Source organism: Streptomyces sp. NBC_00154, assembly GCF_026342835.1.
Lineage (GTDB): Bacteria > Actinomycetota > Actinomycetes > Streptomycetales > Streptomycetaceae > Streptomyces.
In genome coordinates this window covers 6,270,273-6,291,696 of record NZ_JAPEMI010000001.1, presented here as the reverse complement: position 1 = coordinate 6,291,696, position 21,424 = coordinate 6,270,273, and the positions used below count along the sequence as shown (strand labels likewise).

At 69.9% G+C, this 21,424-nt stretch carries 16 protein-coding genes and 2 pseudogenes; 12 read left to right on the top strand and 6 right to left on the bottom strand.

Translation table 11 applies throughout. From position 1 onward, the window contains the following. Positions 1-795: 795 nt before the first annotated feature. Positions 796-1,176 (bottom strand): annotated as a pseudogene (locus OHA03_RS28285) (FUSC family protein); the annotation flags it as partial. A gap of 760 nt (positions 1,177-1,936) precedes the next feature. Here OHA03_RS28285 and OHA03_RS28280 point away from each other — a divergent pair. Both OHA03_RS28280 and OHA03_RS28275 read left to right on the top strand, forming a co-directional pair. Further along, a complete protein-coding gene (locus OHA03_RS28280) occupies positions 1,937-3,370 on the top strand; it encodes an APC family permease (protein ID WP_267006548.1) in 1,434 nt (477 codons plus the stop codon). A gap of 87 nt (positions 3,371-3,457) precedes the next feature. Beyond that, positions 3,458-3,943 carry an Lrp/AsnC family transcriptional regulator gene (locus OHA03_RS28275; protein ID WP_267006547.1) on the top strand — a complete coding sequence of 162 codons (486 nt, stop codon included), beginning with the start codon at positions 3,458-3,460 and terminating at the stop codon, positions 3,941-3,943. 28 nt (positions 3,944-3,971) lie between these two features. Here OHA03_RS28275 and OHA03_RS28270 read toward each other — a convergent pair. Continuing rightward, positions 3,972-4,283 (bottom strand): annotated as a pseudogene (locus OHA03_RS28270) (NADP-dependent oxidoreductase); the annotation flags it as partial. A 581-nt stretch (positions 4,284-4,864) separates the two neighbouring features. Here OHA03_RS28270 and OHA03_RS28265 point away from each other — a divergent pair. The 6 genes from OHA03_RS28265 (at position 4,865) to lepB (ending at position 12,809) form a co-directional block, all read left to right on the top strand. Further along, a complete protein-coding gene (locus OHA03_RS28265) occupies positions 4,865-5,092 on the top strand; it encodes a type A2 lantipeptide (RefSeq protein WP_267006546.1) in 228 nt (75 codons plus the stop codon). Between the two features lie 73 nt (positions 5,093-5,165). Beyond that, positions 5,166-5,972: an HlyD family efflux transporter periplasmic adaptor subunit gene (locus tag OHA03_RS28260; RefSeq protein ID WP_267006545.1), complete on the top strand. Its 807-nt coding sequence runs from the start codon at positions 5,166-5,168 to the stop codon at positions 5,970-5,972. Beyond that, the gene (locus OHA03_RS28255) at positions 5,969-8,248 is read left to right on the top strand and encodes an NHLP family bacteriocin export ABC transporter peptidase/permease/ATPase subunit (RefSeq protein WP_267006544.1); all 2,280 of its coding nucleotides are present in this window, start codon (positions 5,969-5,971) and stop codon (positions 8,246-8,248) included. Before OHA03_RS28260 ends, OHA03_RS28255 begins: the two co-directional genes overlap by 4 nt. 1 nt (position 8,249) lies before the next feature. Beyond that, a complete protein-coding gene (locus OHA03_RS28250) occupies positions 8,250-11,123 on the top strand; it encodes an NHLP bacteriocin export ABC transporter permease/ATPase subunit (RefSeq protein ID WP_267006543.1) in 2,874 nt (957 codons plus the stop codon). 275 nt (positions 11,124-11,398) lie between these two features. Beyond that, positions 11,399-12,034: a hypothetical protein gene (locus OHA03_RS28245; RefSeq protein WP_323181258.1), complete on the top strand. Its 636-nt coding sequence runs from the start codon at positions 11,399-11,401 to the stop codon at positions 12,032-12,034. A gap of 118 nt (positions 12,035-12,152) precedes the next feature. After that, on the top strand, positions 12,153-12,809 hold the full coding sequence (gene lepB / locus OHA03_RS28240; protein ID WP_267006542.1) for a signal peptidase I: 657 nt from the start codon (positions 12,153-12,155) through the stop codon (positions 12,807-12,809). 48 nt (positions 12,810-12,857) lie between these two features. On the opposite strand, the gene OHA03_RS28235 is transcribed toward lepB, so the two are convergent. From OHA03_RS28235 to OHA03_RS28225, 3 genes are read right to left on the bottom strand one after another with little or no spacing between them, the layout of a single operon-like run. Continuing rightward, on the bottom strand, positions 12,858-13,871 hold the full coding sequence (locus OHA03_RS28235; protein WP_267006541.1) for an NAD(P)/FAD-dependent oxidoreductase: 1,014 nt from the start codon (positions 13,869-13,871) through the stop codon (positions 12,858-12,860). After that, on the bottom strand, positions 13,868-14,389 hold the full coding sequence (locus tag OHA03_RS28230; protein WP_267006540.1) for an isoprenylcysteine carboxyl methyltransferase family protein: 522 nt from the start codon (positions 14,387-14,389) through the stop codon (positions 13,868-13,870). The genes OHA03_RS28235 and OHA03_RS28230 overlap by 4 nt, the downstream gene beginning before the upstream one ends. 7 nt (positions 14,390-14,396) lie before the next feature. Then, complete coding sequence (locus tag OHA03_RS28225) at positions 14,397-15,461, bottom strand: type III polyketide synthase (RefSeq protein WP_267006539.1); 1,065 nt, start codon at positions 15,459-15,461, stop codon at positions 14,397-14,399. A gap of 42 nt (positions 15,462-15,503) precedes the next feature. Here OHA03_RS28225 and OHA03_RS28220 point away from each other — a divergent pair, with 42 nt between their 5' ends. Both OHA03_RS28220 and OHA03_RS28215 read left to right on the top strand, forming a co-directional pair. Then, a complete protein-coding gene (locus tag OHA03_RS28220; RefSeq protein WP_267006538.1) occupies positions 15,504-16,430 on the top strand; it encodes a UbiA family prenyltransferase in 927 nt (308 codons plus the stop codon). 93 nt (positions 16,431-16,523) lie between these two features. Then, positions 16,524-16,919: a nitroreductase family deazaflavin-dependent oxidoreductase gene (locus OHA03_RS28215; protein WP_267006537.1), complete on the top strand. Its 396-nt coding sequence runs from the start codon at positions 16,524-16,526 to the stop codon at positions 16,917-16,919. Between the two features lie 31 nt (positions 16,920-16,950). On the opposite strand, the gene OHA03_RS28210 is transcribed toward OHA03_RS28215, so the two are convergent. Then, positions 16,951-17,943: an aldo/keto reductase gene (locus tag OHA03_RS28210; RefSeq protein WP_267006536.1), complete on the bottom strand. Its 993-nt coding sequence runs from the start codon at positions 17,941-17,943 to the stop codon at positions 16,951-16,953. A 137-nt stretch (positions 17,944-18,080) separates the two neighbouring features. Here OHA03_RS28210 and OHA03_RS28205 point away from each other — a divergent pair, with 137 nt between their 5' ends. Together OHA03_RS28205 and OHA03_RS28200 are read left to right on the top strand one after the other, a co-directional pair. After that, positions 18,081-18,956, top strand: a complete 876-nt coding sequence (locus OHA03_RS28205) for a metallophosphoesterase (RefSeq protein ID WP_267006535.1) — start codon at positions 18,081-18,083, stop codon at positions 18,954-18,956. 225 nt (positions 18,957-19,181) lie between these two features. Then, on the top strand, positions 19,182-21,365 hold the full coding sequence (locus tag OHA03_RS28200) for a discoidin domain-containing protein (protein WP_267006534.1): 2,184 nt from the start codon (positions 19,182-19,184) through the stop codon (positions 21,363-21,365). Positions 21,366-21,424 lie beyond the last annotated feature (59 nt).

Below are 21,424 nucleotides of genomic sequence, written 5' to 3'. Positions count from 1 at the left end.
CCGTCACGCCGCTGCTCATCCGGTACGTACCTCGCATGCAAGCATCGAGCCTTGTTTACGACAGGTCCATCATCCGCACGCCACGTAGCCGCATCGCCATATTCGTGGTGCCACAAATGATTACATGCAGTTACGGTGGAGGCGGGGAGGGCGCGCGTATTGACCTGGCGGCTCTGCGGGTGATGATCGGCAGGTCGCAGGTCGCACGAGAGCAGGCTGGGCGATCAGTGGAGTGCAACGGAGTGACTGTCGTGATCACATGCTCGACACTGCCGCGGCGTTGCCCTAGAAAATCGGCGGTCTCCTCGTACATGGCCCGCAACCGCTCGTACCCCAGCGCCGTGATGCCGGTGTCCCGCAGGAAGGCACGCAGGTGCACATCAACGGCGACCTAGGATCGGGCGACGGTTTCCGAGGTAGCCCACGCTATTGGGCCCCCACGGCCCCGGCGTAGTTCCTCAGCACGGTCATCGAGCTGTGTCCGGACCATGCCGTCGCGACGCAGGAGGAGTTCGTTCCCGGCTTCGGCCACGGTGAGGCCCCGCAGTCGCGCTCCGAGCCGGTCTCGGCCCGCAGGAGACCGGCCGGACCGGTGTCGGGGCAGCCGCTGCTGGTCGAGCACGCCCAGGAGGATGCTGACGATTAGTCAGGGAAATCAGCAAGCGGTCAGCATACGCCCTGATTCAGTTGAGTACACCTGCCCGCACGTGCAGATCGACACCTCCGCTCGAATCCAGGCTTGACCAGCAAAAACACACGCTACACAGGGTTGACGACCGAGTGCCGACTTGACACCGCGAAGAACGCCATGAACGCGAAGATCCCGAGGGCATGGCCGCGCGGCCCCCAGCGGCGCGCGTACACCCCGGCGCACACGACGGCGAGGAACGCCAGATCGCGCGCGAGCGGGTAGTCGTGCAGCCCCGTCGCCAGCGCCAGCACCGGAAAGCCGGCGAGGGGCAGCAGCGAGGTGGTGAGCGCCTGATCCCTGACCCTGGCGTCGGTGACGGTGAAGAGTGCGAGCAGTGCGGCGAGGCCGCCGGCGACGGCCGCGGGAAGCGAGTGCGAGGCGAGGCCCGAGAAAGTCACGGCGAGGCCGATACCGACGACGGCCCGGGACGCGTTGCGCAGCCGCAGCCGTCCCGGGTCCGGAGCCACCAACATCCGCTTCAGCACCGCTTGGCTCTCCCCACTATGTCCTGGCATGAAAAAGGCGCCGCGGGATCCGCAGCGCCATCGACTGGGTTCATGACAGCATCCGAACACCATCTGGCTCAAGTCGACCCAATTCCTCTGCACCATTGGCACAGCCTGCCGCCCTTTCGGTGTGCCATGGGAACACCAATGGACCATGCGGGACCGGACCGCTTCTCACGGCTCGCCCGGGCGTGGTCTCCGATGCAGCCGGGCGGCACCGGCAGGCCGGGCGCCCCGCCGCGACCGACGTGGCGAGCGGACCGCGAAGACAGCCGTACCGGTCACGGCGGCAAACCTGCCGCCCACGGTCCGGGGCGATGCCGTCGAACCGGGCCCTGACACCCGCGCGCCCCCCAAGGCAAAAACCGCGCAACGTGACCGGTAACACTCTGCGATTCCCGTCGCGGCCGAACCGCTGATCATCTCGGCCCCAGGCCTCACGTCGAACTCACGGATCAAAGGCAGCTGAACCAGATTACCTCGCATTCGAAGGTCATGTGGATGAAGTGACACCGATGTCGCCAGTCGTCAATACGGCGTCAAGAAGACATAAATCTTCGAATACCGCCAGTCGTTGGCCAGATCACAACGAATTCCGAAGGTAATTGACGGTTGACGTGACGGATCCCACAGGTTTCGATAACGCGCCGGGAGCAGACGAAACCAACATCGCAGCAAGCCACGGAGGCGATAGCGCTCCCGCCGTCACCCGTCACACCCAGTCGATCGGAACCGCTCCATGACCGACATGCTCAGCCAGCCCGTCACCTCCGGCGCCGCACCGGCGGCAATCGATCCCAGCGGCCAGGACGGCCCGCGCGCCCTCAAGCGTTCCATCGGCGTCGTCGGCGGAACCCTGCTCACCCTGTCCTGCGTGACGCCCGCCTCCACGCTCTTCGTGGTCGTGCCCGACCTGTTCGGCGACCTCGGGACCGCCACCGCCCTCACCATCGCGATCGGCTCGCTGCTCTGCATCGCCGTGGCGTTCTGCTACTCGGAGCTGGGCACGCTGATTCCCAGCGCGGGCGGCGAGTACGCCATGGTCACCACCCTGACCGGCCGGCTCGCCGGCTGGCTGGTGTTCGTGCTGTCGCTGCTGGTCGTGATGATCGTGCCGCCGGTGATCGCCATGGGTACGGCGGACTACCTCGCTCCGCTGGTCCATGTACCGGCGGAGGCCGCCGGCGCCGGGGTGATGGTGCTCGCCACCCTGGCCGGGCTGCTGGACCTGCGTGCCAACGCCTGGATCACCGGCGTCTTCCTGGTGCTCGAAGTGATCGCGGCTGCCGTGGTGGCGGTGCTCGGCTTCGCCCACACCGAGCGCGGCGCCGGCAGCCTGGTGCACGGTGTGGTCGCGAGCGACGGCGGGGCGTCCCGCCCGGTCACCGCGATGCTGGTGGTCTCGGGTCTGGCCATCGCGCTCTTCATCACCCAGGGCTTCTCCACCGCCGTCTATCTCTCCGAGGAGCTGGAGGACCCGCGGCGGAACGTCGCCCGTACCGTCCTCGCCACCCTCGCCATTTCGACCGCCGTCATCCTCGTCCCGGTGGTGGCGATCACCATGGGTGCGCCCGACCTCGCGGCGCTCACCTCGGGAGACATCGGCCGGATGGTCACCACGTGGAGCAACTCGGCGGTCGGTACGTTCGTCAGCCTGTGCGTCGCACTCGCGATCATCAACGCGGGCATCGTCATGGTCATCCAGAACTCCCGGGTGCTGTTCGCGTCGGCCCGCGACAAGGCGTGGCCCGAGCCGGTCAACAACGCCCTCGCCCGCCTCGGCCGCTTCGGCTCGCCGTGGGTCGCCACGCTGGTGGTGGGAGTCCCCGGCGCGGCACTGTGCTTCGTCAACCTCGACACCCTGTACGGCGTGACCGGCGTCTCCGTGACCGGCATGTACCTGCTGGTCGCGGTCGCCGCGCTGGCAGCCCGCCGCGCCTCCCACAAGGACCTGCCCGCCTGGCGGATGCCGCTCTGGCCGGCGATGCCGGTGGCGCTGATCGCCGTACTCGTCTACATCCTCAGCCAGCAGGAGGCCCAGTACCTGCTGTGGACCGGCGGCATCACGGCGGCAGCCACCCTCTACTGGGCGTTCTACCTCCGCCCCCGCAAGGACACCCGCTGGCTGGTCACCCTCCCCGAGGACGCACTCCCCGAGAACAACCGCCTCTGAGGCGAGTGGCACGACCGGATGGTGCGACGGGGCGCCATGGGTACAGTCGGAGCCCGTACCGACCGACCGGGAAGGGGCCATCGGACCATGGCGGTGGACGCACTGGACACCCGCATCCTGCGGCTGCTCATGGAGCAACCGCGGACCAGCGTGCGTGAGTACGCGCGGATCCTCTCCATCGCCCGGGGCACCCTCCAGGCCCGGATCGACCGGCTGGAGCGCAACGGCGTGATCACCGGTACGGGTCCGGTCCTCTCCCCCGCCGCGCTCGGCCATCCGGTGCTCGCCTTCGTCCATCTGGAGGTCACCCAGGGGCATCTGGACGAGGTGGGCGAGGCCCTCGCCGCCGTCCCGGAGATCGTCGAGGCCTTCTCGACCACCGGCGGCGGGGACCTGCTGACCCGGGTCGTGGCCCGTGACAACGGGCACCTGGAGGATGTGATCCAGCAGTTGATCCAGCTGCCCGGTGTGGTGAGGACCCGTACCGAGGTCGCCCTGCGCGAGCGGGTGCCGCACCGGCTGCTGCCACTGGTCGAGTCGGTGGGCCGGGCCGCGGCCGGCCCGACGGGCTGATCAGCGGCTTCGCAGACTCCCGTCGGCCGAGCCGGTGCGGCACCGGCTCGCCCACCCGCGGACCCTCCGCGCCGGAAGCGGCCGCCACCACCTCGGCGACGGCCGTCCCGAACAGCGGGTCCCCGGGCTGCGCGCCGGGAAAGGCGGCGCCTTCCAACCCGCCGCCGACGACCGTACGGAGTCCGGGAAACACCAGGAAATACCGGTTAAGGACCAGCATTTCGCCCTCGGCCGGCTGGGGCAGAGGTGTCCGGACGACCCGGAAATGCTCCGGCCGCGGAAGACCGCCCGGAACAGCGAGCAGCTGGACTTTTCGCGACGTGCGGCGCAGGGACGCCATGGGTGACGCGGCAGTCATGGGCGAACTCCTCGCCATCGGGGCCCGCTCGGGCCTGAGCGATCGGGGCCCGGCCGGACCGGACGGCCGAAGGGCTCAGTGACACCAGACCCTCACCCGCGCGTCAAGGGCAAGCCCGGATCCCGAGTCCGCCGAAGGCTCTCCGAATGCGGTCGTACCACCCCGCATCGATCGGGACGTGTCCGAAGCAGCGCTCCCACCTGCTGATTTCGCCTCCCAGCTCACCTTCCGTAAACCTGCACACCTCATGCCCAGACCGGTCACCCCCGCCCACCGGGACTCTCTGGTCCGGACCGGCCGCAGGGGGGTTTGAACTGGAGTGTCCCAGTTGAAGTAAATGGACTTTCAGGTAAAGAGAATTCAGATGGTGAAGCTTGTGAAGAAGCCGCCGCCGACTCATGAACACATCTGCACGCAGCGCTAATTCATTGCATGAAGAAGCCCTGATCAGCACCGGTCCGATTAGCTGCGCATGGCGTCAACGTGCTTTGATCCTGCCCAATGCGGTGGCCACACCAAGGGGTTACCGCTATGAATTATCAAGCTGAAAGGCAGCCTCCATCATGAACCACACCCCCCAGGTCGAGACCCTCGAGATTTCCGACAACGACCTCGACAACGTGTCCGGCGGCCTCGTCGGCGGCCTGCTCGGCAACGTCACGGGCACCGTCGACGCCGTGGCCCCGGTCTCCGGCGTCGTGGGCTCGGTCACCGGCCTCGCCACCTCGACCACCGGCGTGAACACCGGTGCCGTCAGCGGCCTGGCCACCGGTCTCATCGCCGGTCTCTGAGACGGCTCGTGAGCCCCGGAACCTCATGGTTCCGGGGCTCACTGCTCACACCTGACAGCGAGGGAAGAGTTCCGTGCAGTTCCGCCAACAGGCCCTTTCCAAGCTGCAGTCGCCGGAGGAACTCGACCTGCCGGTACGTTTCGCGCGCCCGCAGGGTCGGCTCGCCCTCGGCATCACCGTGCTCGTCATGGCCGCCGCGGGCTTCTGGGCGGTGACCGGATCCGTCTCCTCCACGCTCCGGGCGCCCGGCATCTTCACGCACGCACAGGGCAGTTACATCCTGCAGAGCCCGGTTGCCGGCCAAGTCACCGCCGTACTCGCCAAGGAAGGCGAGACCCTGCCCGCCGACGCACCGCTGCTCAAGGTGCGTACCGCACAGGGCGACCGGCTGGTCCGCACGATCGCCGCAGGGCGGGTGACCGCCCTGACGGCCTCGATCGGAGCGGTGGTCACCACCGGTGCGGACGTAGCGAGTGTGGAGCGGACCCGTGGCGCCGACGATCCCCTGATGGTGATGCTCTATGTGCCCGGCGAGAGCGGGCCGGGCATTGCGGTGGGCGCCTCCGTGGATCTCACCGCCCAGTCGGTGCCGGCCCAGAAGTACGGTGTGCTGCGCGGTCGTGTGGCCGCGGTCGGCAGGACTTCACAGACACCCCGGCAGATCAGCGGCTTTCTCGGCGACGGCCAGCTGGGCGAGCAGTTCTCGCAGCACGGCAGGCCGGTGGCGGTCCTGGTGCGGCTCGACCGGTCGTCCGCCACGGAGTCCGGCTACCGGTGGTCGTCGGCCCAGGGTCCTCCGTACACGATCGACTCCATGACCCTGGCCACCGGCGCAATCCACCTGGCCGACCAGCGTCCGATCGATTGGCTGCTCCCGTGACCGCACCGCACACCTCTCCGTCCGCTCCACAGCTCCCGCCTCCCGGCCGCGGCAGGCACCGGCCGGACAACGCACCGGGCAGCAGGCGCCGTTCGGCTCCGCGGCCGGCACCGAAGGGCAAGAAGGCCAGAACCGTACGCAGCCCCACCGTTCTCCAGATGGAGGCACTGGAGTGCGGTGCCGCCTCACTGGCCATGGTGCTCGGTCACTACGGCCGTCATGTGCCGCTGGAGGAGCTGCGCATCGCCTGCGGCGTCTCGCGCGACGGATCGCGGGCCAGCAATGTGCTGAAGGCGGCGCGCAGTTACGGGCTGCAGGCCAAGGGCATGCAGATGGAACCGGCGGCCCTCGCCGAGGTGCAGGCACCGGCCATCCTCTTCTGGGAGTTCAATCACTACGTCGTGTACGACGGCATGGGTCGCCGCTTCGGACGGCGTGGCGTGCACATCAACGACCCGGACAAGGGCCGCCGTTTCGTGACGGCCGAGGATTTCGACACCAGCTTCACCGGCGTCGTCCTGGTCCTCGAGCCCGGCGAGGGGTTCCGCCGCGGAGGCAGGAAGCCCGGGATCATGGGCGCCCTGCCGGCACGGCTGCGCGGCACCTCGGGCACGATGCTGGCCGCGCTGCTCGCGAGCCTGCTGCTGGTGGCCGTCGGCGCGACGCTGCCTGCGCTGAGCCGCGCGTACATCGACATGTTCCTGATCGGCGATCAGACCTCGTTGCTGAGTGTCCTGTTCGCGGCCATGGGCACCATGGTGGCGCTCACCGTCGTGCTGACCTGGCTGCAGCAGGCGAACCTGCTGCGCGGTCGCATCATCTCCTCCACGCTGAGCAGTGCCCGGTTCTTCCGGCATCTGCTCAGGCTGCCGGTCACCTTCTTCTCCCAGCGCAGCCCCGCCGATCTCGTCCAGCGACTGCAGTCCAACGATGTCGTGGCCGAGACCCTGGCCCGCGACCTCACGGCCGTCGGTGTGGACGGAGTCGTCGTGCTGCTCTATGCGGCCCTACTGTGGATCTACGACCCGCAGTTGACGGTCATCGGCGTGGGGCTGGCGCTGCTCAATGTGGTGGCGATGCGCATCGTCGTGCGCCTGCGGGCCACCCGTGCCCAGAAGCTGCGGGCCGACAGCGCCAGGCTGACCAACACCTCGTACACCGGGCTGCAGCTGATCGAGACGATGAAGGCCACCGGCGGCGAGAACGGGTACTTCCGCCGCTGGGCGGGGCAGCACGCGACCACGCTGGAGGAGCAGCAGCGCCTCGGTGTGCCGAGCGCCTGGCTGGGTGTTGTCGCCCCCGCGCTCGCGACCCTCAACAGCGCCCTGATTCTCTGGATCGGAGGGCTGCGGGCCGTCGACGGCCACATTTCGATCGGTCTGCTCGTTGCGTTCCAGGCGCTGGTGACCCGTTTCACGGCTCCGGTCGCACGGCTCAACTCGGTGGCGGGCCGGGTGCAGGACTTCGCCGCCGATGTGGCCCGCCTCAAGGACGTCGAGAACTTCCCGGTGGACTCGCTGTACTCGCGCCCCGAACCGGCTGCGAGCACGCGCAGGCTCAAGGGCCATGTGACCCTGGAAGAGATCACCTTCGGCTACAGCCCCCTGGACAAACCGCTGCTCACCGGTTTCTCGCTGTCCGTCGGTCCGGGACAGCAGGTGGCGCTGGTCGGTGGATCCGGTAGCGGCAAGTCGACGGTCTCCCGGCTGATCTCGGGGCTCTACAGTCCGTGGGAGGGCACGATCCGGGTGGACGGGCAGCGTCTGGAGGACATTTCCCGCAGTGCGCTGGCCGCCTCGGTCTCCTTCGTCGACCAGGACATCTTCCTCTTCGAGGGCACCGTGCGGGACAACGTGGCGCTGTGGGACCCGTCGGTCCCGGACGACGCCGTCGTCGCCGCCCTGGAGGACGCCGCCCTGTACGAGGTCGTCGCCCGGCGCCCCGGCGGGATTCACAGCCGGGTGGAGCAGGACGGCCGCAACTTCTCCGGCGGGCAACGGCAGCGTCTGGAGATCGCCCGGGCGCTCGTCCGCCGGCCGAGCATCCTCGTTCTCGACGAGGTGACCAGCGCCTTGGACGCGGAGACCGAGCAGATCATCATCGACAATCTGCGGCGGCGCGGCTGCGCCTGTGTCGTGATCGCGCACCGGCTGAGCACGGTCCGTGACAGCGACGAGATCGTGGTCCTCGACCACGGCTCCGTCGTGGAACGGGGCCGGCACGAGGACCTGGTCGCTGCCGGAGGTCCGTACGCCGAGCTGGTCAAGGAGCACTGAGGTGACATCCGTTCACCATCTCGCGGGCGGCGCGGGCTCGCACCCGTCCCCCGCAGAGCACGACGCGGTCATCGGCGCCCTGGGAGGGCTCGGCGAACAGGTCGACTGCCACGGTCTGCGAAGGCTTTCGCTGGAGGGGCCGCAGGTGCTGTGGCTCGTCGTGGGCGGCGCCCTGGACCTGTTCGCGGTCGACGCGGCGGAACAGGGCCACTGGCACTTCCTCGGCCGGCTGGAACCCGGGACGCTGCTGCTGGGTCCCGTCGAGGGACCGCGGCACACGCTGATCGGCAGGCCCCTGCAGGAGTGCGTACTGCGCCGCATCCCGCTGCGTGAGCTGTACCGGCCGGAGTACGCGGATGCCGCGGCGTACGAGGGTCAGTACCGCAGCTGGTACGACACCGGGGACACGGCTCTGAGCCTGCTGGAGCACGCTGTGGCACTCGGCGTCGGCCGCAGTCGGCGAGTGCTGTTCGAAGCACCGCTGGACGGCCGGACCACCGTCGACGGGACGGTGGCCGACGACGACATCCTGTGGCTGCCGGTGTCCCCCGGCAGCATGCAGTACGGCGCCGCGTACAGCGCGGAGGCGGCAGGCGACCTGCTCATCGACGGCGCGATGTGGCAGGCCATGGTGAGCCAGCAGTACCGGCTGCTGTCCGCGCTGGACCGTTGGATCGAACGGCTGGAGCTCGCGCACGAGGACCGCACGGCAGCCGGCATCAAGGCGGGCGAAGACGTCCGCGACGAGGCCGACCGGACGCTGCTCTCCTCCATCGGGCGTTCCCGTAGAGCCTCTTCGCGTGCGGCGGGCGCAAGCGACGACGCGACGTACGCCGCGTGCCGGCTCGTGGCCGAGGCGGCCGGGATCACGCTCTCGGAGCCGTCGAAGAGCGGTGTGGTGAGCGACCGGATCGATCCGGTCGAGCGTGTTGCGGTCGGCTCGCGGATCCGAACGCGCCCGGTCCGGCTCGACCGCCGCTGGTGGCGGGAGGACACCGGGCCCCTGGTGGGACACCGGGCCGCGAGCGGAGCGCCGGTCGCCCTGCTGTGGCGCCGCGGCGGGTACGAGGCGGTGAACCCGGTGACCGGCCGACGCACCCGCGTCGACGCAGCCAATGCGGAAGAGTTCGAACAGCGTGCGGTCATGTTCTACCGTCCGCTGCCGGAGCGGCCGATGGGCAAGTGGCAGCTGCTGCGGTTCAGTCTGCGCGGTACCCGGGCCGACATGCGCAACCTGGCGCTGGCGGGAGTGGTGACGGTCGCGCTCGGCGCGCTGGTGCCGATCGCGACGGGACAGGTCCTCGGCGTCTACGTACCCAACGCCGAGAACAGCCTCATCGTGCAGGTCTCGCTGGCCATCATCGTCACGAGCATCGTCTCGGCCGTCTTCATGCTGATGCAGAACCTCACCATCCTGCGCATGGAGGGCCGCATCGAGAGCACTCTCCAACCTGCGGTGTGGGACCGGTTGTTGCGTCTGCCGACCAAGTTCTTCACCGAGCGTTCCACGGGTGAGCTGGCGAGCGCGGCGATGGGCATCAGCGCCATCCGCCGGGTGCTGTCCGGCATTGGTCCGGTCGCTGTGCAGGCGGGCACGGTCGGGGCGATGAACCTCGTCCTCCTGTTCTGTTTCAGCATCCCGCTGGCGTTCACGGCGATCGCGATGCTGATCGTCATAGCCGCGGTGTTCCTCACCATGGGGCTGTGGGAGCTGCGGTGGCAGCGCCGGCTGGTCGAGCTCAGCAACAAGCTCAACAACCAGGCGTTCCAGACACTTCGCGGGCTGCCCAAACTGCGGGTCGCCGCGGCGGAGAGCTTCGCGTACGCGGCGTGGGCGCGGGAGTTCGCCCGCAGCCGCGAACTGCAGCAGCGCGCGGGCCGGATCAAGAATCTGACGACCGTACTCAACGCGGTGTATCTGCCGCTGTGTTCGCTGGTCATGTTCGTTCTGCTGGCGGGTCCGGCTCGCGGGTCTATGTCGGCCGGCGCGTTCTTGACCTTCAACACGTCAGTGACCATGCTGCTGACGTCCATCACCCAGCTCACGGGTGCGTTCGTCTCCGCTGCGGCGGCTCTGCCCATGTTCGAGCAGATCAAGCCGGTGCTCGACGAGGCCCCCGAGGTGCGCGGCGCCAGCACCCAGCCGGGCGCCCTGTCCGGGGAGATCGAGGCGCGCAATCTCTCCTTCCGATACACCGATGACGGTCCGCTGGTCCTCGACGACGTGTCGCTGCAGGTGCGCCCCGGCGAGTTCGTGGCGATCGTCGGCCCCAGCGGCTGCGGCAAGTCGACGCTGCTGAGGCTGCTCATCGGCTTCGACAAGCCGGTGTCGGGCAGTGTGCTCTACGACGGCCAGGACCTGGCCTCCCTCGACCAGGCGGCCGTGCGCCGCAGCTGCGGGGTCGTCCTGCAGAACGCCCAGCCCTTCACCGGATCGATCCTGGACTGTATCTGCGGCGCCGAGGTCTTCACCCAGGAAGAGGCGTGGGAAGCCGCCGCGATGGCGGGTCTGGCCGAGGACATCAAGCGCATGCCGATGGGTCTGCACACCATGATCGCCGGTGGCGGCTCCATCTCCGGTGGCCAGCGCCAGCGCCTGATGATCGCCCAGGCACTGGTGCGGCGTCCGCGCATCCTGTTCTTCGACGAGGCCACCAGTGCGCTCGACAACGAGACACAGCGCATCGTGATCGAAAGCACCCGCTCGCTGAACGCCACGCGCATCGTGATCGCCCATCGGCTCTCCACGGTCCTGGACGCCGACCGGGTGATCGTCATGTCGGACGGCCGTGTCGTCCAGCAGGGTCCGCCCGCCGAACTTCTCGCGGACACCAACGGCCGGCTCCACGAGCTGGTCCGGCGTCAGATGCGCTGAACGGGCGCGGCGGGGATCGGTAGCCGTCGGGCGCGGTCGCGGTCAGCTGCCGAGGGAGGTTACTCGGTGCCGGGCCGTGCATCGCTCGGCGCGGCCTCGGTGGTCGGAGCGGACATGAAACGGGCTCCCTCTGCCCAGGTCCGCTCGGACTGCGCCCGACCCTGGCCGGCCGCGCCCGGTCCGGGCGAGCTCTTGGCGCCGGCCGGCTGCGTCTTCACGCGTTCTTGATTCCGGGCTGCCGGACGACCGTCAGACATGCGTCAGGAGATTCGGCCATGGCGTCAGCGCTTCGTCAAGGCGCGCTGACCGGCCGCCTCACCCTCCTTAGTCTCGGCGCCATGGAACGACGCATCAGCCGCGCAGTCCCCGATGCCCTCTGCGGCCACCGCGGCCGCGCCCTGCCTCCTGCGGGCACGACGGCGTACGACGCGGACTGGGCCGGGGACGTGCGCTTCGCGGTCGGCTGTGCCGCCTCGCTCCTGGGGGGCCTGCTGGCCGTCGACGCGGCCGTCGGCCGGCTCACCTGGCTGCGCCTTCTGCTGTGGACGGTCCTGGCCACGGCGCTGTGCGTGGTCCTGACGCCGCCACGGGTCTGCGCGGGCGTCGGGTGGTTCTCCTCACGCAGCCTGCTGCGCGCCCGTACGGTGCGTACGGACCGGCTGGTCTCCGTCCGCTGGTCCGACGGCGTCTCGCAGCGTCTGTTGCTGCACGACGCCGACGGCTGCCGGGTCGAGGTCGACCCACGGGTGTTCGTCGCCAACCCGGCGCTGTGGCACCGGCTGGACCAGGACGCCCGCGCCTGCGTGGAACGCGGGACACTGCTTCGCGGGTCGACGGCGCTGCGGCAGCTCGGAGACCGTATCGACCGCCGGACGGCCCGAACCGTGTTTCAGGTCTCCGGCCTGGAATAGCCGCCCCGGCCCAGCCGCCTCTCGACCCGGACCCCCTGCGGTCCCGCCGGGAGGGACCCTCTACGGTGTCGCTGCAGCCACATGGGTGGGGTGAGTGGTCATGAAGGGAGATCGGCGGATGCGGCGCGCTGGGCGTGGGTTGTTGATCACGGGGGCGGTGCTTGCCGTGCTGGGGATCGTGCTGGCAGCGGGCGCACTCCGGACCGTCCGCAGCGACTACACGACAGTCATCCTCGCCGGCGGGTCGATGGAGCCCACGTACGCTCCGGGCGACCGGATTGTCATCGCGAAGACGTCCGGCGCGAAGGTACGGCGGGGCGATGTGGTGCTCTTCGGGCTGCCGGACCGGTTCGAGGGCAAGCCGGTGCTGAAGCGCGTCATCGGTCTGGGGAGCGACCATGTGGTCTTCGACGGCACACGCCTGACCGTCAACGACGCCCCGCTCAAGGAGCCCTATCTGAAGGACGGAGAGGTCGACGGCGGGCACGGACCGTACGACGTGAAGGTACCGGCCGGGCGGATGTTCCTTCTCGGCGACCACCGTGCGAACTCCAACGACTCGCGCTACTTCGCGAGCGAGGCCTCCGGGACCGTGCCCGTGACGGCCGTGCGCGGCCGGGTGCTCGACGACGCCACCGCACCGGTGCTGCTGGGGCTGGGCGTGTTGCTCGGCGTGGTGCTTGCCCTCGCGGGTGCCGTCTGTACGTTGGTCGGCTGGTTGACGCGGCGGCGCCGGCCGGCTGCGCCCTCGCTTCTCGCACAGCCCCTGGCGTAACCCGTCGCGACAGGCCGTCCGGTACGGGTGGACGCTGCCGGACCGCGCTCAGGCCAGCTGGTTGACCAGGCTGGTGAAGGCGGTGGGCAGACGGCTCGCGGCCGGGACGATGCGGCGCGCCAGTCGTGGGTGCTGCCGGGCCCGGAGCAGCGATTCGGTGAGCAGGCGGTGGCGACGGGAGACCCTGCGCCACGCCCGCTCGTAGGCCTGCGGCCGGTCGTCCCGGACGCAGCGCACCAGTTGAGCGGCCCCGGCGAGGGCCAGCGAGACTCCTTCACCGGTCAGGGCGTCGATGTATCCCGCGGCGTCCCCCACCAGCAGGACCCGCCCTGCCACACGGGAGCCGACCCGCTGGCGCAGCGGTCCGGCGCCGCGCACCGGCGTGGTGGCGCTCGCCGGCAGCTGCCGGGCCAGGACGGGGAAGCGGGCCAAGTGGCCGTCGAACGGGCCGCGTTCCGTGGTCAGGACGGCGACACCGACCAGGCGTGGGCCCAGCGGCGTGACGTAGGCCTCGGCCCATGGTGACCAGTGCACCTCGACGCAGTCCGTCCAGGGCTCGATCGCGAAGTGGCGGCGCAGCCCGAACCTCGGGGGGCGTGGGTCCGGCAGGTCCAGGCCGAGTTGGCGTCTGATCGGTGAGTGCAGGCCGTCGGCGGCGGCCAGGTAGCGGGCGGTGACACCTGCCGCGTTCACGCTGTCGGCGCTCTGCCGTACGCTGCCCGACCGCACGGGGATCACCCGCACGCCGAGTTCCGCGGCCCGGCGGGCCAGGGCGGTCTGCAGTTCGGTGCGGCGGACACCGCGACCGGGGCCGGGTGCGAAGAGGGCTTCTGCCCGGTGGCGGTCGTCGAGGTAGCGGATCCCGCGCAGCGGGTGTCCGGCGACGGTGACGCCGAGTCCGGCCAGAGCGTTCACGGCGCCCGGCATGAGCCCCTCGCCGCAGGCCTTGTCGATCGGGGTGGGGCGTGGTTCGGCGACCACCGCTTCGAGCCCGGCCTCGGCGGCGTGGATCGCGGTGGCGAGGCCGGCGGGTCCGCCGCCGACGACCAGCAGGTCGATCACGGCGCTGCCGGTGCGGCCCCGGCCAGGGCAATGTTCTCGCACCGTACGCGGGTCGCGAGGAGCGGCAGGTTGAGCAGGGTGAAGGCGGTCGCGGTGAGCCAGTTGGTGTGGACGAGTGGCAGTGCGAGGCCCTCGACGATCACGGCGACGTAGTTGGGGTGGCTCAGCCACCGGTACGGACCGGCGGTGACGAGCGGCAGGTCCGGCACCACGATGACGCGGGTGTTCCAGCGCGGCCCCAGCGTGGTGATGCACCACCAGCGCAGGCCCTGGGCGCCCAGGGCCAGGACGAGCATCGGCCAGCCGAGTGCGGGCAGGAAGGGGCGGTCGCCGAGCCAGGTCTCCGCCAGGCAGCCGGCCAGCAAGCCGGTGTGGAGGGCGACCATGACGGGGTAGTGACCCTGCCCGTACTCCGCCGCGCCGTGGCGCCGGCTCCAGGCGGCATTGCGTCGGGCAGTGACGAGTTCGGCGAGGCGCTCGACGGCGACCAGAAGAACGAGGACGGTGTAGGGAATCACGGGGCGGCTACCAGCGGAGCAGGACGAGTTCGGTGCAGAAGCCGGGCCCCATCGCGAGGAGGAGTCCCGGAGTTCCGGGCGGTGGTGAGCACAGCGTCAGGGTGTCCCTGAGGACATGCAGGACGGAGGCTGAGGACAGATTGCCGACCTCGGCCAGCGAACGCCAGGCCAGTTCCAGTGCGCGGGCGGGCAGATCCAGCGTCTCGCGTACGGCATCGAGTACCTGGGGACCGCCCGGGTGGCAGACCCAGGCCGTCACGTCCTGCGTCTTGAGGTCGTGGTCGGAGAGGAAGGAGTGCACCTCGTCCCCCAGGGTTTCGCGTACCAGGTTCGGGAGGTCGGCGCCGAGGACGATCCGGAAGCCCTGGTCACCGATGTCCCAGCCCAGTGTGCGTTCGGTGCCGGGGTAGAGGCTGCTGCGGGTCGCGACCACCACGGGCCCCGACTGTTCCTGACGCTGCGGGTGGTCCCGGCCGACCGCGAGGACCGCAGCGGCGCCGTCACCGAACAGTGCGCCCGCCACCAGGTTCGGCACGGATGTGTCGGTACGTTGCAGGGTCAGCGAACAGAGTTCGACGGAGAGCAGCAGCGCGGTCTGGCCCGGGTGGCCCTCGAGGTAGTCGTGGAGCCGGGCGAGGCCGGCGGCCCCGGCCACGCAGCCGAGCCCGAAGATCGGTACGCGTTTCACATCGGACCGCAGCCCGATCCGCCCGGCGAGCCGCGCCTCCAGGGACGGGGTGGCGATGCCGGTGACGGAGGTGGAGATGACCAGGTCGATGTCGCCCGGGTCCAGGCCCGACCGGTCCAGGGCGCCGCGTACGGCCTGTTCCCCGAGCTCCAGGGCGACTTCGATGAACGCGTCGTTGGCCTCGCCGAAACCACTCAGCGCGGCGTACCGTTCCAGAGGCAGGGCCAGATGGCGGCCGCGTACACCGGCGGACCGGTGCAGGCGTTCGAGCACGCCGCGGTCGGCGCCCGGAGGCAGGCACATGTCGGCGAAGGCGTCGGTGATCCCGGACTGCTCGTACCGGTGCGGCGGGAGCACACCATGGACCGCGATGATTCGCGTCATTCCGTCACCATAGGCGCGAAAGAGATGTTTTGATCGAACATCATGAATCAGACTTTTCAGGCGCTCTTCCTGTCGGCCGTCTCGCCCGCTCCGGCGCCAGCACCGGCGGAGGCTGCAGCGCGTGCGGGTGGCCCGGGCCTCGGCCGCGGCGCCTTGGCGCTCCTCCTGTCGGCCCACCCGGCCCCCGCGCTGGCCGTGACCGCCCTGATCACCGCCCTGGCCGTCGCAGCGGGGCGCGACGTGTTCGGCAGCTGTCTGGTCGCCCTGGCCGTGCTCACCGGACAGCTCTCCGTCGGCTGGAGCAATGACCGCATCGACCTCGCGCGGGACGCCGCGGCACACCGGCGCGACAAGCCGCTCGTGGCGGGCGAGGTGCAGGTGCGGAGCGTGTCGGTCGCGGCGTGTGCTGCGCTCGTACTGTGCGCTCCCCTGTCCCTCGCGAACGGCGCGGCGGCGGGCGGCGCGCATCTGATCGGGGTGGCCGCCGGATGGTCGTACAACCTCGGCGTCAAACGGACGCGGTGGTCGTGGCTGCCCTACGCGCTGGCGTTCGGACTTCTGCCCGCCTTCCTCACCCTCGCGCTGCCGGGCCGCCCCTGGCCCGCCGCCTGGGTGGTGGTCGCGGGCGCCCTGCTCGGGGTGGGTGCGCACTTCATCAACGTCCTCCCCGACATCGATGCCGACCTGGCCGCGGGCGTCCGGGGCCTGCCCCAGCGCCTGGGCCGGCACCGGTCCCGTGCCGTCGCGGCACTCACGCTGCTGGCGGCCTCGGCCGTCCTCGTTCTCGGCCCGCCCGGACCGCCGGACGCCATGGGCTGGACGGGCCTCGCGGTGACCGGGGCGCCGGCCGTCGTCCTGTGCCTCCCGCTGGGCACCTCCCCCGACAGCCGTCTGCCGTTCCTGGCCACGCTCGGCCTGGCCGGGGCCGATGTTGCGCTGCTGGTCGCGCGCGGCACCGCTCTGGGCTGATCCCACGGCGCCGCCGGATCCCGTGCCGTGCCCGGCCCCTCGACTAGGTTGGCCTCCGGCGAGCGTCACCGGCACCGACGGGGAGAGTCACGCATGTCGCGGTATCACGAGATGAAGTTCCGGGCCGTCACGTCGTTCCAGCGGCGGATCGGCAATCCGATGGTCCGACAGCTGCCGTATCAGACACTTCTGGAAACCACCGGACGCACCTCCGGACTCCCCCGCCGGACGCCGGTCGGCGGACGCCGCGTCGGGAACGAGTTCTGGCTGGTCTCGGAGTACGGCGAGAAGTCGCACTACGTACGCAACATCCAGGCCGACCCGCGGGTGAGGGTCCGGATCAAGGGACGCTGGCATGCCGGGACCGCCCACCTGGTTCCGCAGGACGACGCCCGGGCACGACTCAGGACGTTGCCGCGCCTCAACAGCGCCGCGGTCCGGGCGGTAGGCACGAACCTGCTGACCGTACGGGTCGATCTCACCGGCTGACCGGGCCGGCCCGGTCAGCCGCGACTTCCGCCTACCAGCGGTGGTGGACCTCCGCGCGGATCCGACGGTCGTAGAGGTCCCGCACCGCGTCGAGTGTGCTCTGCGACAACGGCGGGAGCGACGCGGCCGCCGCGTTGGCCCGGGCCTGCTCCACGGAGCGCGCGCCGGGGATGACGCTGGTGACTCCGGGCTGCTGGATGATCCAGCGCAGTGCGGTCCGGGCCGGTGTCGCCCCCTGCGGTGCGAGTTCGGCGAACTCGGCAGCCGCGGCCACCCCGTTCCCGTACTCGATGCCGGAGAAGGTCTCGCCCTGGTCGAACGCCTCGCCATGACGGTTGTACGAGCGGTGGTCCTCGGGGGCGAAGACGGTGTCCTTGGTGTACTTCCCCGAGAGCAGTCCGGAGGCGAGCGGGACCCGCGCGATGATGCCCACACCCGCCGCACGGGCAGCCGGGAGGACTTCGTCGAGCGGCTTGAGACGGAACGGGTTGAGGATGATCTGGACGCTCGCGACGCCGGGGCGGGCGATGGCGGTGAGCGCCTCGGCGCACGTTTCGACACTCACCGCGTAGGCGGCGATCCGCTGCTCGGCGACGAGGGTGTCGAGCGCGTCGTAGACCTCGTCCGAGGAGTAGACGGCGGTGGGCGGGCAGTGCAGCTGCACGAGGTCGAGCGTGTCGACGCCGAGGTTGGCCCGCGAGCGGTCGTTCCACGCCCGGAAGTTGTCGAGGACGTAGTTCTCCGGGACCTGGTCGGCGCGCCGCCCCATCTTGGTGGCGACGAACACACCGGCGTCCGGGCGGTCCTTCAGATAGCGGCCGATGAGCTGTTCGCTGCGGCCGTCGCCGTACACGTCCGCCGTGTCGAAGAAGGTGACGCCCGACTCGACGGCCGCGTCCAGGACACCGAATGCGTCCGCCTCCCGCACCTCGCCCCAGTCACCGCCGAGCTGCCAGGTGCCCTGTCCGACGACGGATACGTCCTGTCCGGTCCTGCCCAGTGTGCGCTGTTCCATGGGGATCATGCTACGCCGGTACGCATGGGCCGCCGGGGGGCGGCAGAGCACACGACCGTCCCGAACCGCCACCCCGGTCGAACACCATTTCCCTGAAAGGCAATCGGCCGCCTCGCGCGGCATGTCGATAGAGTGGCTGCCGGGCGATGCCCACGGAGCGAGGAGTTCTTGCCCTGAACGGACAGCTGCTGGCCGTCAGCGACCTGCACGTCGCGTACGCCGACAACCGTGACATCGTCTCGTCCCTGCGCCCTGGCACCGACGCCGACTGGCTCATCGTCGCAGGTGACGTCGGCGAGAAGGTCGCCGATATCGAGCGGGCACTGGCGCTGCTCAGCGAGCGCTTCGCGAAAGTCGTCTGGGCCCCCGGGAACCACGAGCTGTGGACCCACCCGAGCGATCCCGTGCGACTGCGGGGCGAGGCACGCTACCTCCACCTGGTCGACCTCTGCCGAAGCCTGGGCGTCCTCACCCCCGAGGACCCCTATCCGGTGTGGGAGGACGCGGACGGGCCGGTGACCGTCGCCCCCCTCTTCCTGCTGTACGACTACACGTTCCGCGCCCCCGGGGCGACCACCAGGGACGAGTCCCTCGCCATCGCCCGCGGGGCCGGGATCGTCTGCGCCGACGAGCACTTCCTCCACCCCGATCCGTACCCGACGCGCGACGACTGGTGCCGGGCGCGGGTACGGGAGACCGAGCTGCGGCTGGCCGGGATCCCTGAGGACCACCGCACGGTCCTGGTGAACCACTACCCGCTGGTGCGTGAACCGACGGACGTGCTGCGGCACCCGGAGTTCGCGCAGTGGTGCGGGACGGAGCTCACCCGGGACTGGCATCGCCGGTTCCGTGCCGCGGCCGTGATCTACGGGCATCTGCACATCCCACGGGTGACCCATCACGACGGGGTGCGGTTCGAGGAGGTGTCGATCGGCTACCCGCGCGAGTGGCGGGCCCGCCCGCCGCGCGAGCCGCTGCGGACGGTCCGGCTGTCGCCACGGCCGTCCGGCGACACCCCCTGAAGCCGACACTCCGTCAGCCTCCCTGCGCCGCCGTCGGCAGGGCGGACCGATGAGGTGGTCGGTGCACGCCATTCGTTCAACTCTTGTTCCCAACAGGCCCTGATCCGACGCCCGTTGCACACCTATTGACGTGTCCGAGTCAAGAGAGAAGTATCCTCCGTAGCCTGAGAGCGCTCTCAGGCTGCGCGTCGTGCACCCGCACCACGACTCAGGAGACGAACCCCCATGTACGCACCCCCCGTGCTCCGCAGACCTGCCCGTTCATCGGACGGACGACGTACCGGTGTGCTCACCGTCGTCGTCGGTCTCGTCATCTCGCTGCTGGCGTTCGTCCCCGCGACCCCGGCGAGCGCGGCGCCCTCACTGCTCTCCCAGGGCAGAACGGTGACGTCCTCCAGCGAGGAGAACGCCGGCACCCCCGCCACCTCCGCCGTGGACGGCAACGACGGCACCCGGTGGTCGAGCGCCTTCTCCGACCCGCAGTGGATCAAGGTCGATCTGGGCGCCTCCGCCTCGGTCTCCCAGATCGTGCTGAAGTGGGAGGCGGCCTACGCCAACGGCTACCGGATCGAGTTCTCCACCGACAACAGCACGTGGAACACCGCCTACTCCACCACCAGCGGCCCCGGCGGCACGGAGACCCTGAACGTCTCCGGCACCGCCCGCTACGTCCGGCTGACCGGCACATCCCGGGCCACCCCGTACGGCTACTCGCTCTGGGAGTTCCAGGTGTTCGGTACCACCGGCGGCCAGGGCGGCCCGCAGATTCCCGGCGGCGGCGACCTCGGACCCAATGTGCTGGTCTTCGACCCGTCGACGTCCGGCATCCAGGCCAAGGTCGACGAGATCTTCAAGCAGCAGGAGTCCGCGCAGTTCGGGAACAGCCGCTATGCGCTGCTGTTCAAGCCGGGCACGTACGACAACATCAACGCACAGCTCGGCTTCTACACCTCCATCGCGGGGCTCGGCCTCAAGCCGGACGACACCACCTTCAACGGTGACGTGACCGTCGACGCCGGCTGGTTCAACGGGAACGCCACACAGAACTTCTGGCGCTCGGCGGAGAATCTGGCGCTCAACCCGGTGAACGGCACGGACCGTTGGGCTGTGTCGCAGGCCGCGCCGTTCCGGCGGATGCACGTCAAGGGCGGGCTCAATCTGGCGCCCGACGGCTACGGCTGGGCCAGCGGCGGCTACATCGCCGACAGCAAGATCGACGGCCAGGTCGGCCCGTACTCCCAGCAGCAGTGGTACACCCGTGACAGCTCGGTCGGAGGCTGGACCAACGGAGTCTGGAACATGACGTTCTCCGGAGTCGAGGGCGCACCCGCGCAGAGCTTCCCCGACCCTCCGTACACCACGCTCGACACCACCCCGGTCTCCCGTGAGAAGCCGTTCCTCTACCTGGACGGCTCCGAGTACAAGGTCTTCGTCCCGGCCAAGCGCACCAACGCGCGCGGCGTCTCCTGGAACGGTACGCCGCAGGGCGAGTCCATCCCGCTGAGCCAGTTCTACGTGGTCAGGCCCGGCGCCACCGCACAGACCATCAACGCCGCGGTCCAGCAGGGCCTGCACCTGCTGTTCACGCCCGGTGTCTATCACGTGGACCAGACCATAGACATCGACCGGGCGAACACGGTCGTCCTCGGCCTGGGGCTCGCGACGATCATCCCGGACGACGGCGTGACAGCGATCAAGGTCGGCGACGTGGACGGCGTGAAGCTCGCCGGTCTCCTGATCGACGCCGGTCCGCAGAACTCCTCGGTACTGCTCCAGGTGGGCCCCGAGGGCGCCTCTGCCGACCACTCGGCGAATCCGACCACCGTGCAGGACGTGTTCGTCCGGATCGGCGGCGCGGGCGCCGGCAAGGCCACCACCAGCATGGTCATCAACAACGACGACACCATCGTCGACCACACCTGGATCTGGCGCGCCGACCACGGAGAAGGGGTCGGCTGGGAGACCAACCGGGCCGACTACGGGCTCCGGGTCGACGGTGACGACGTCCTCGCCACCGGCCTCTTCGTCGAGCACTTCAACAAGTACGACGTGCAGTGGAACGGCGAGAACGGCAGGACGATCTTCTTCCAGAACGAGAAGGCGTACGACGCACCGAACCAGGCCGCCGTCCAGAACGGCACCATCAAGGGGTACGCCGCCTACAAGGTCGCGGACTCGGTCAACCACCACGAGGGCTGGGGCCTGGGCAGCTACTGCTACTTCAACGTGGATCCGACGATCCGTCAGGACCACGGGTTCGAGGCCCCGGTGAAGCCGGGGGTGAAGTTCCACGATCTGCTGGTGGTGTCCCTGGGTGGCCAGGGACAGTACGAGCACGTGATCAACAGCACCGGTTCGCCCACGTCCGGCACCTCGACCGTTCCTTCGACGGTGGTGTCCTTCCCCTGAGGAGGGTCCGGCCAGGACCTCGTGAGGTGAACGGATGACATGGGGCCCGGCAGTGACTG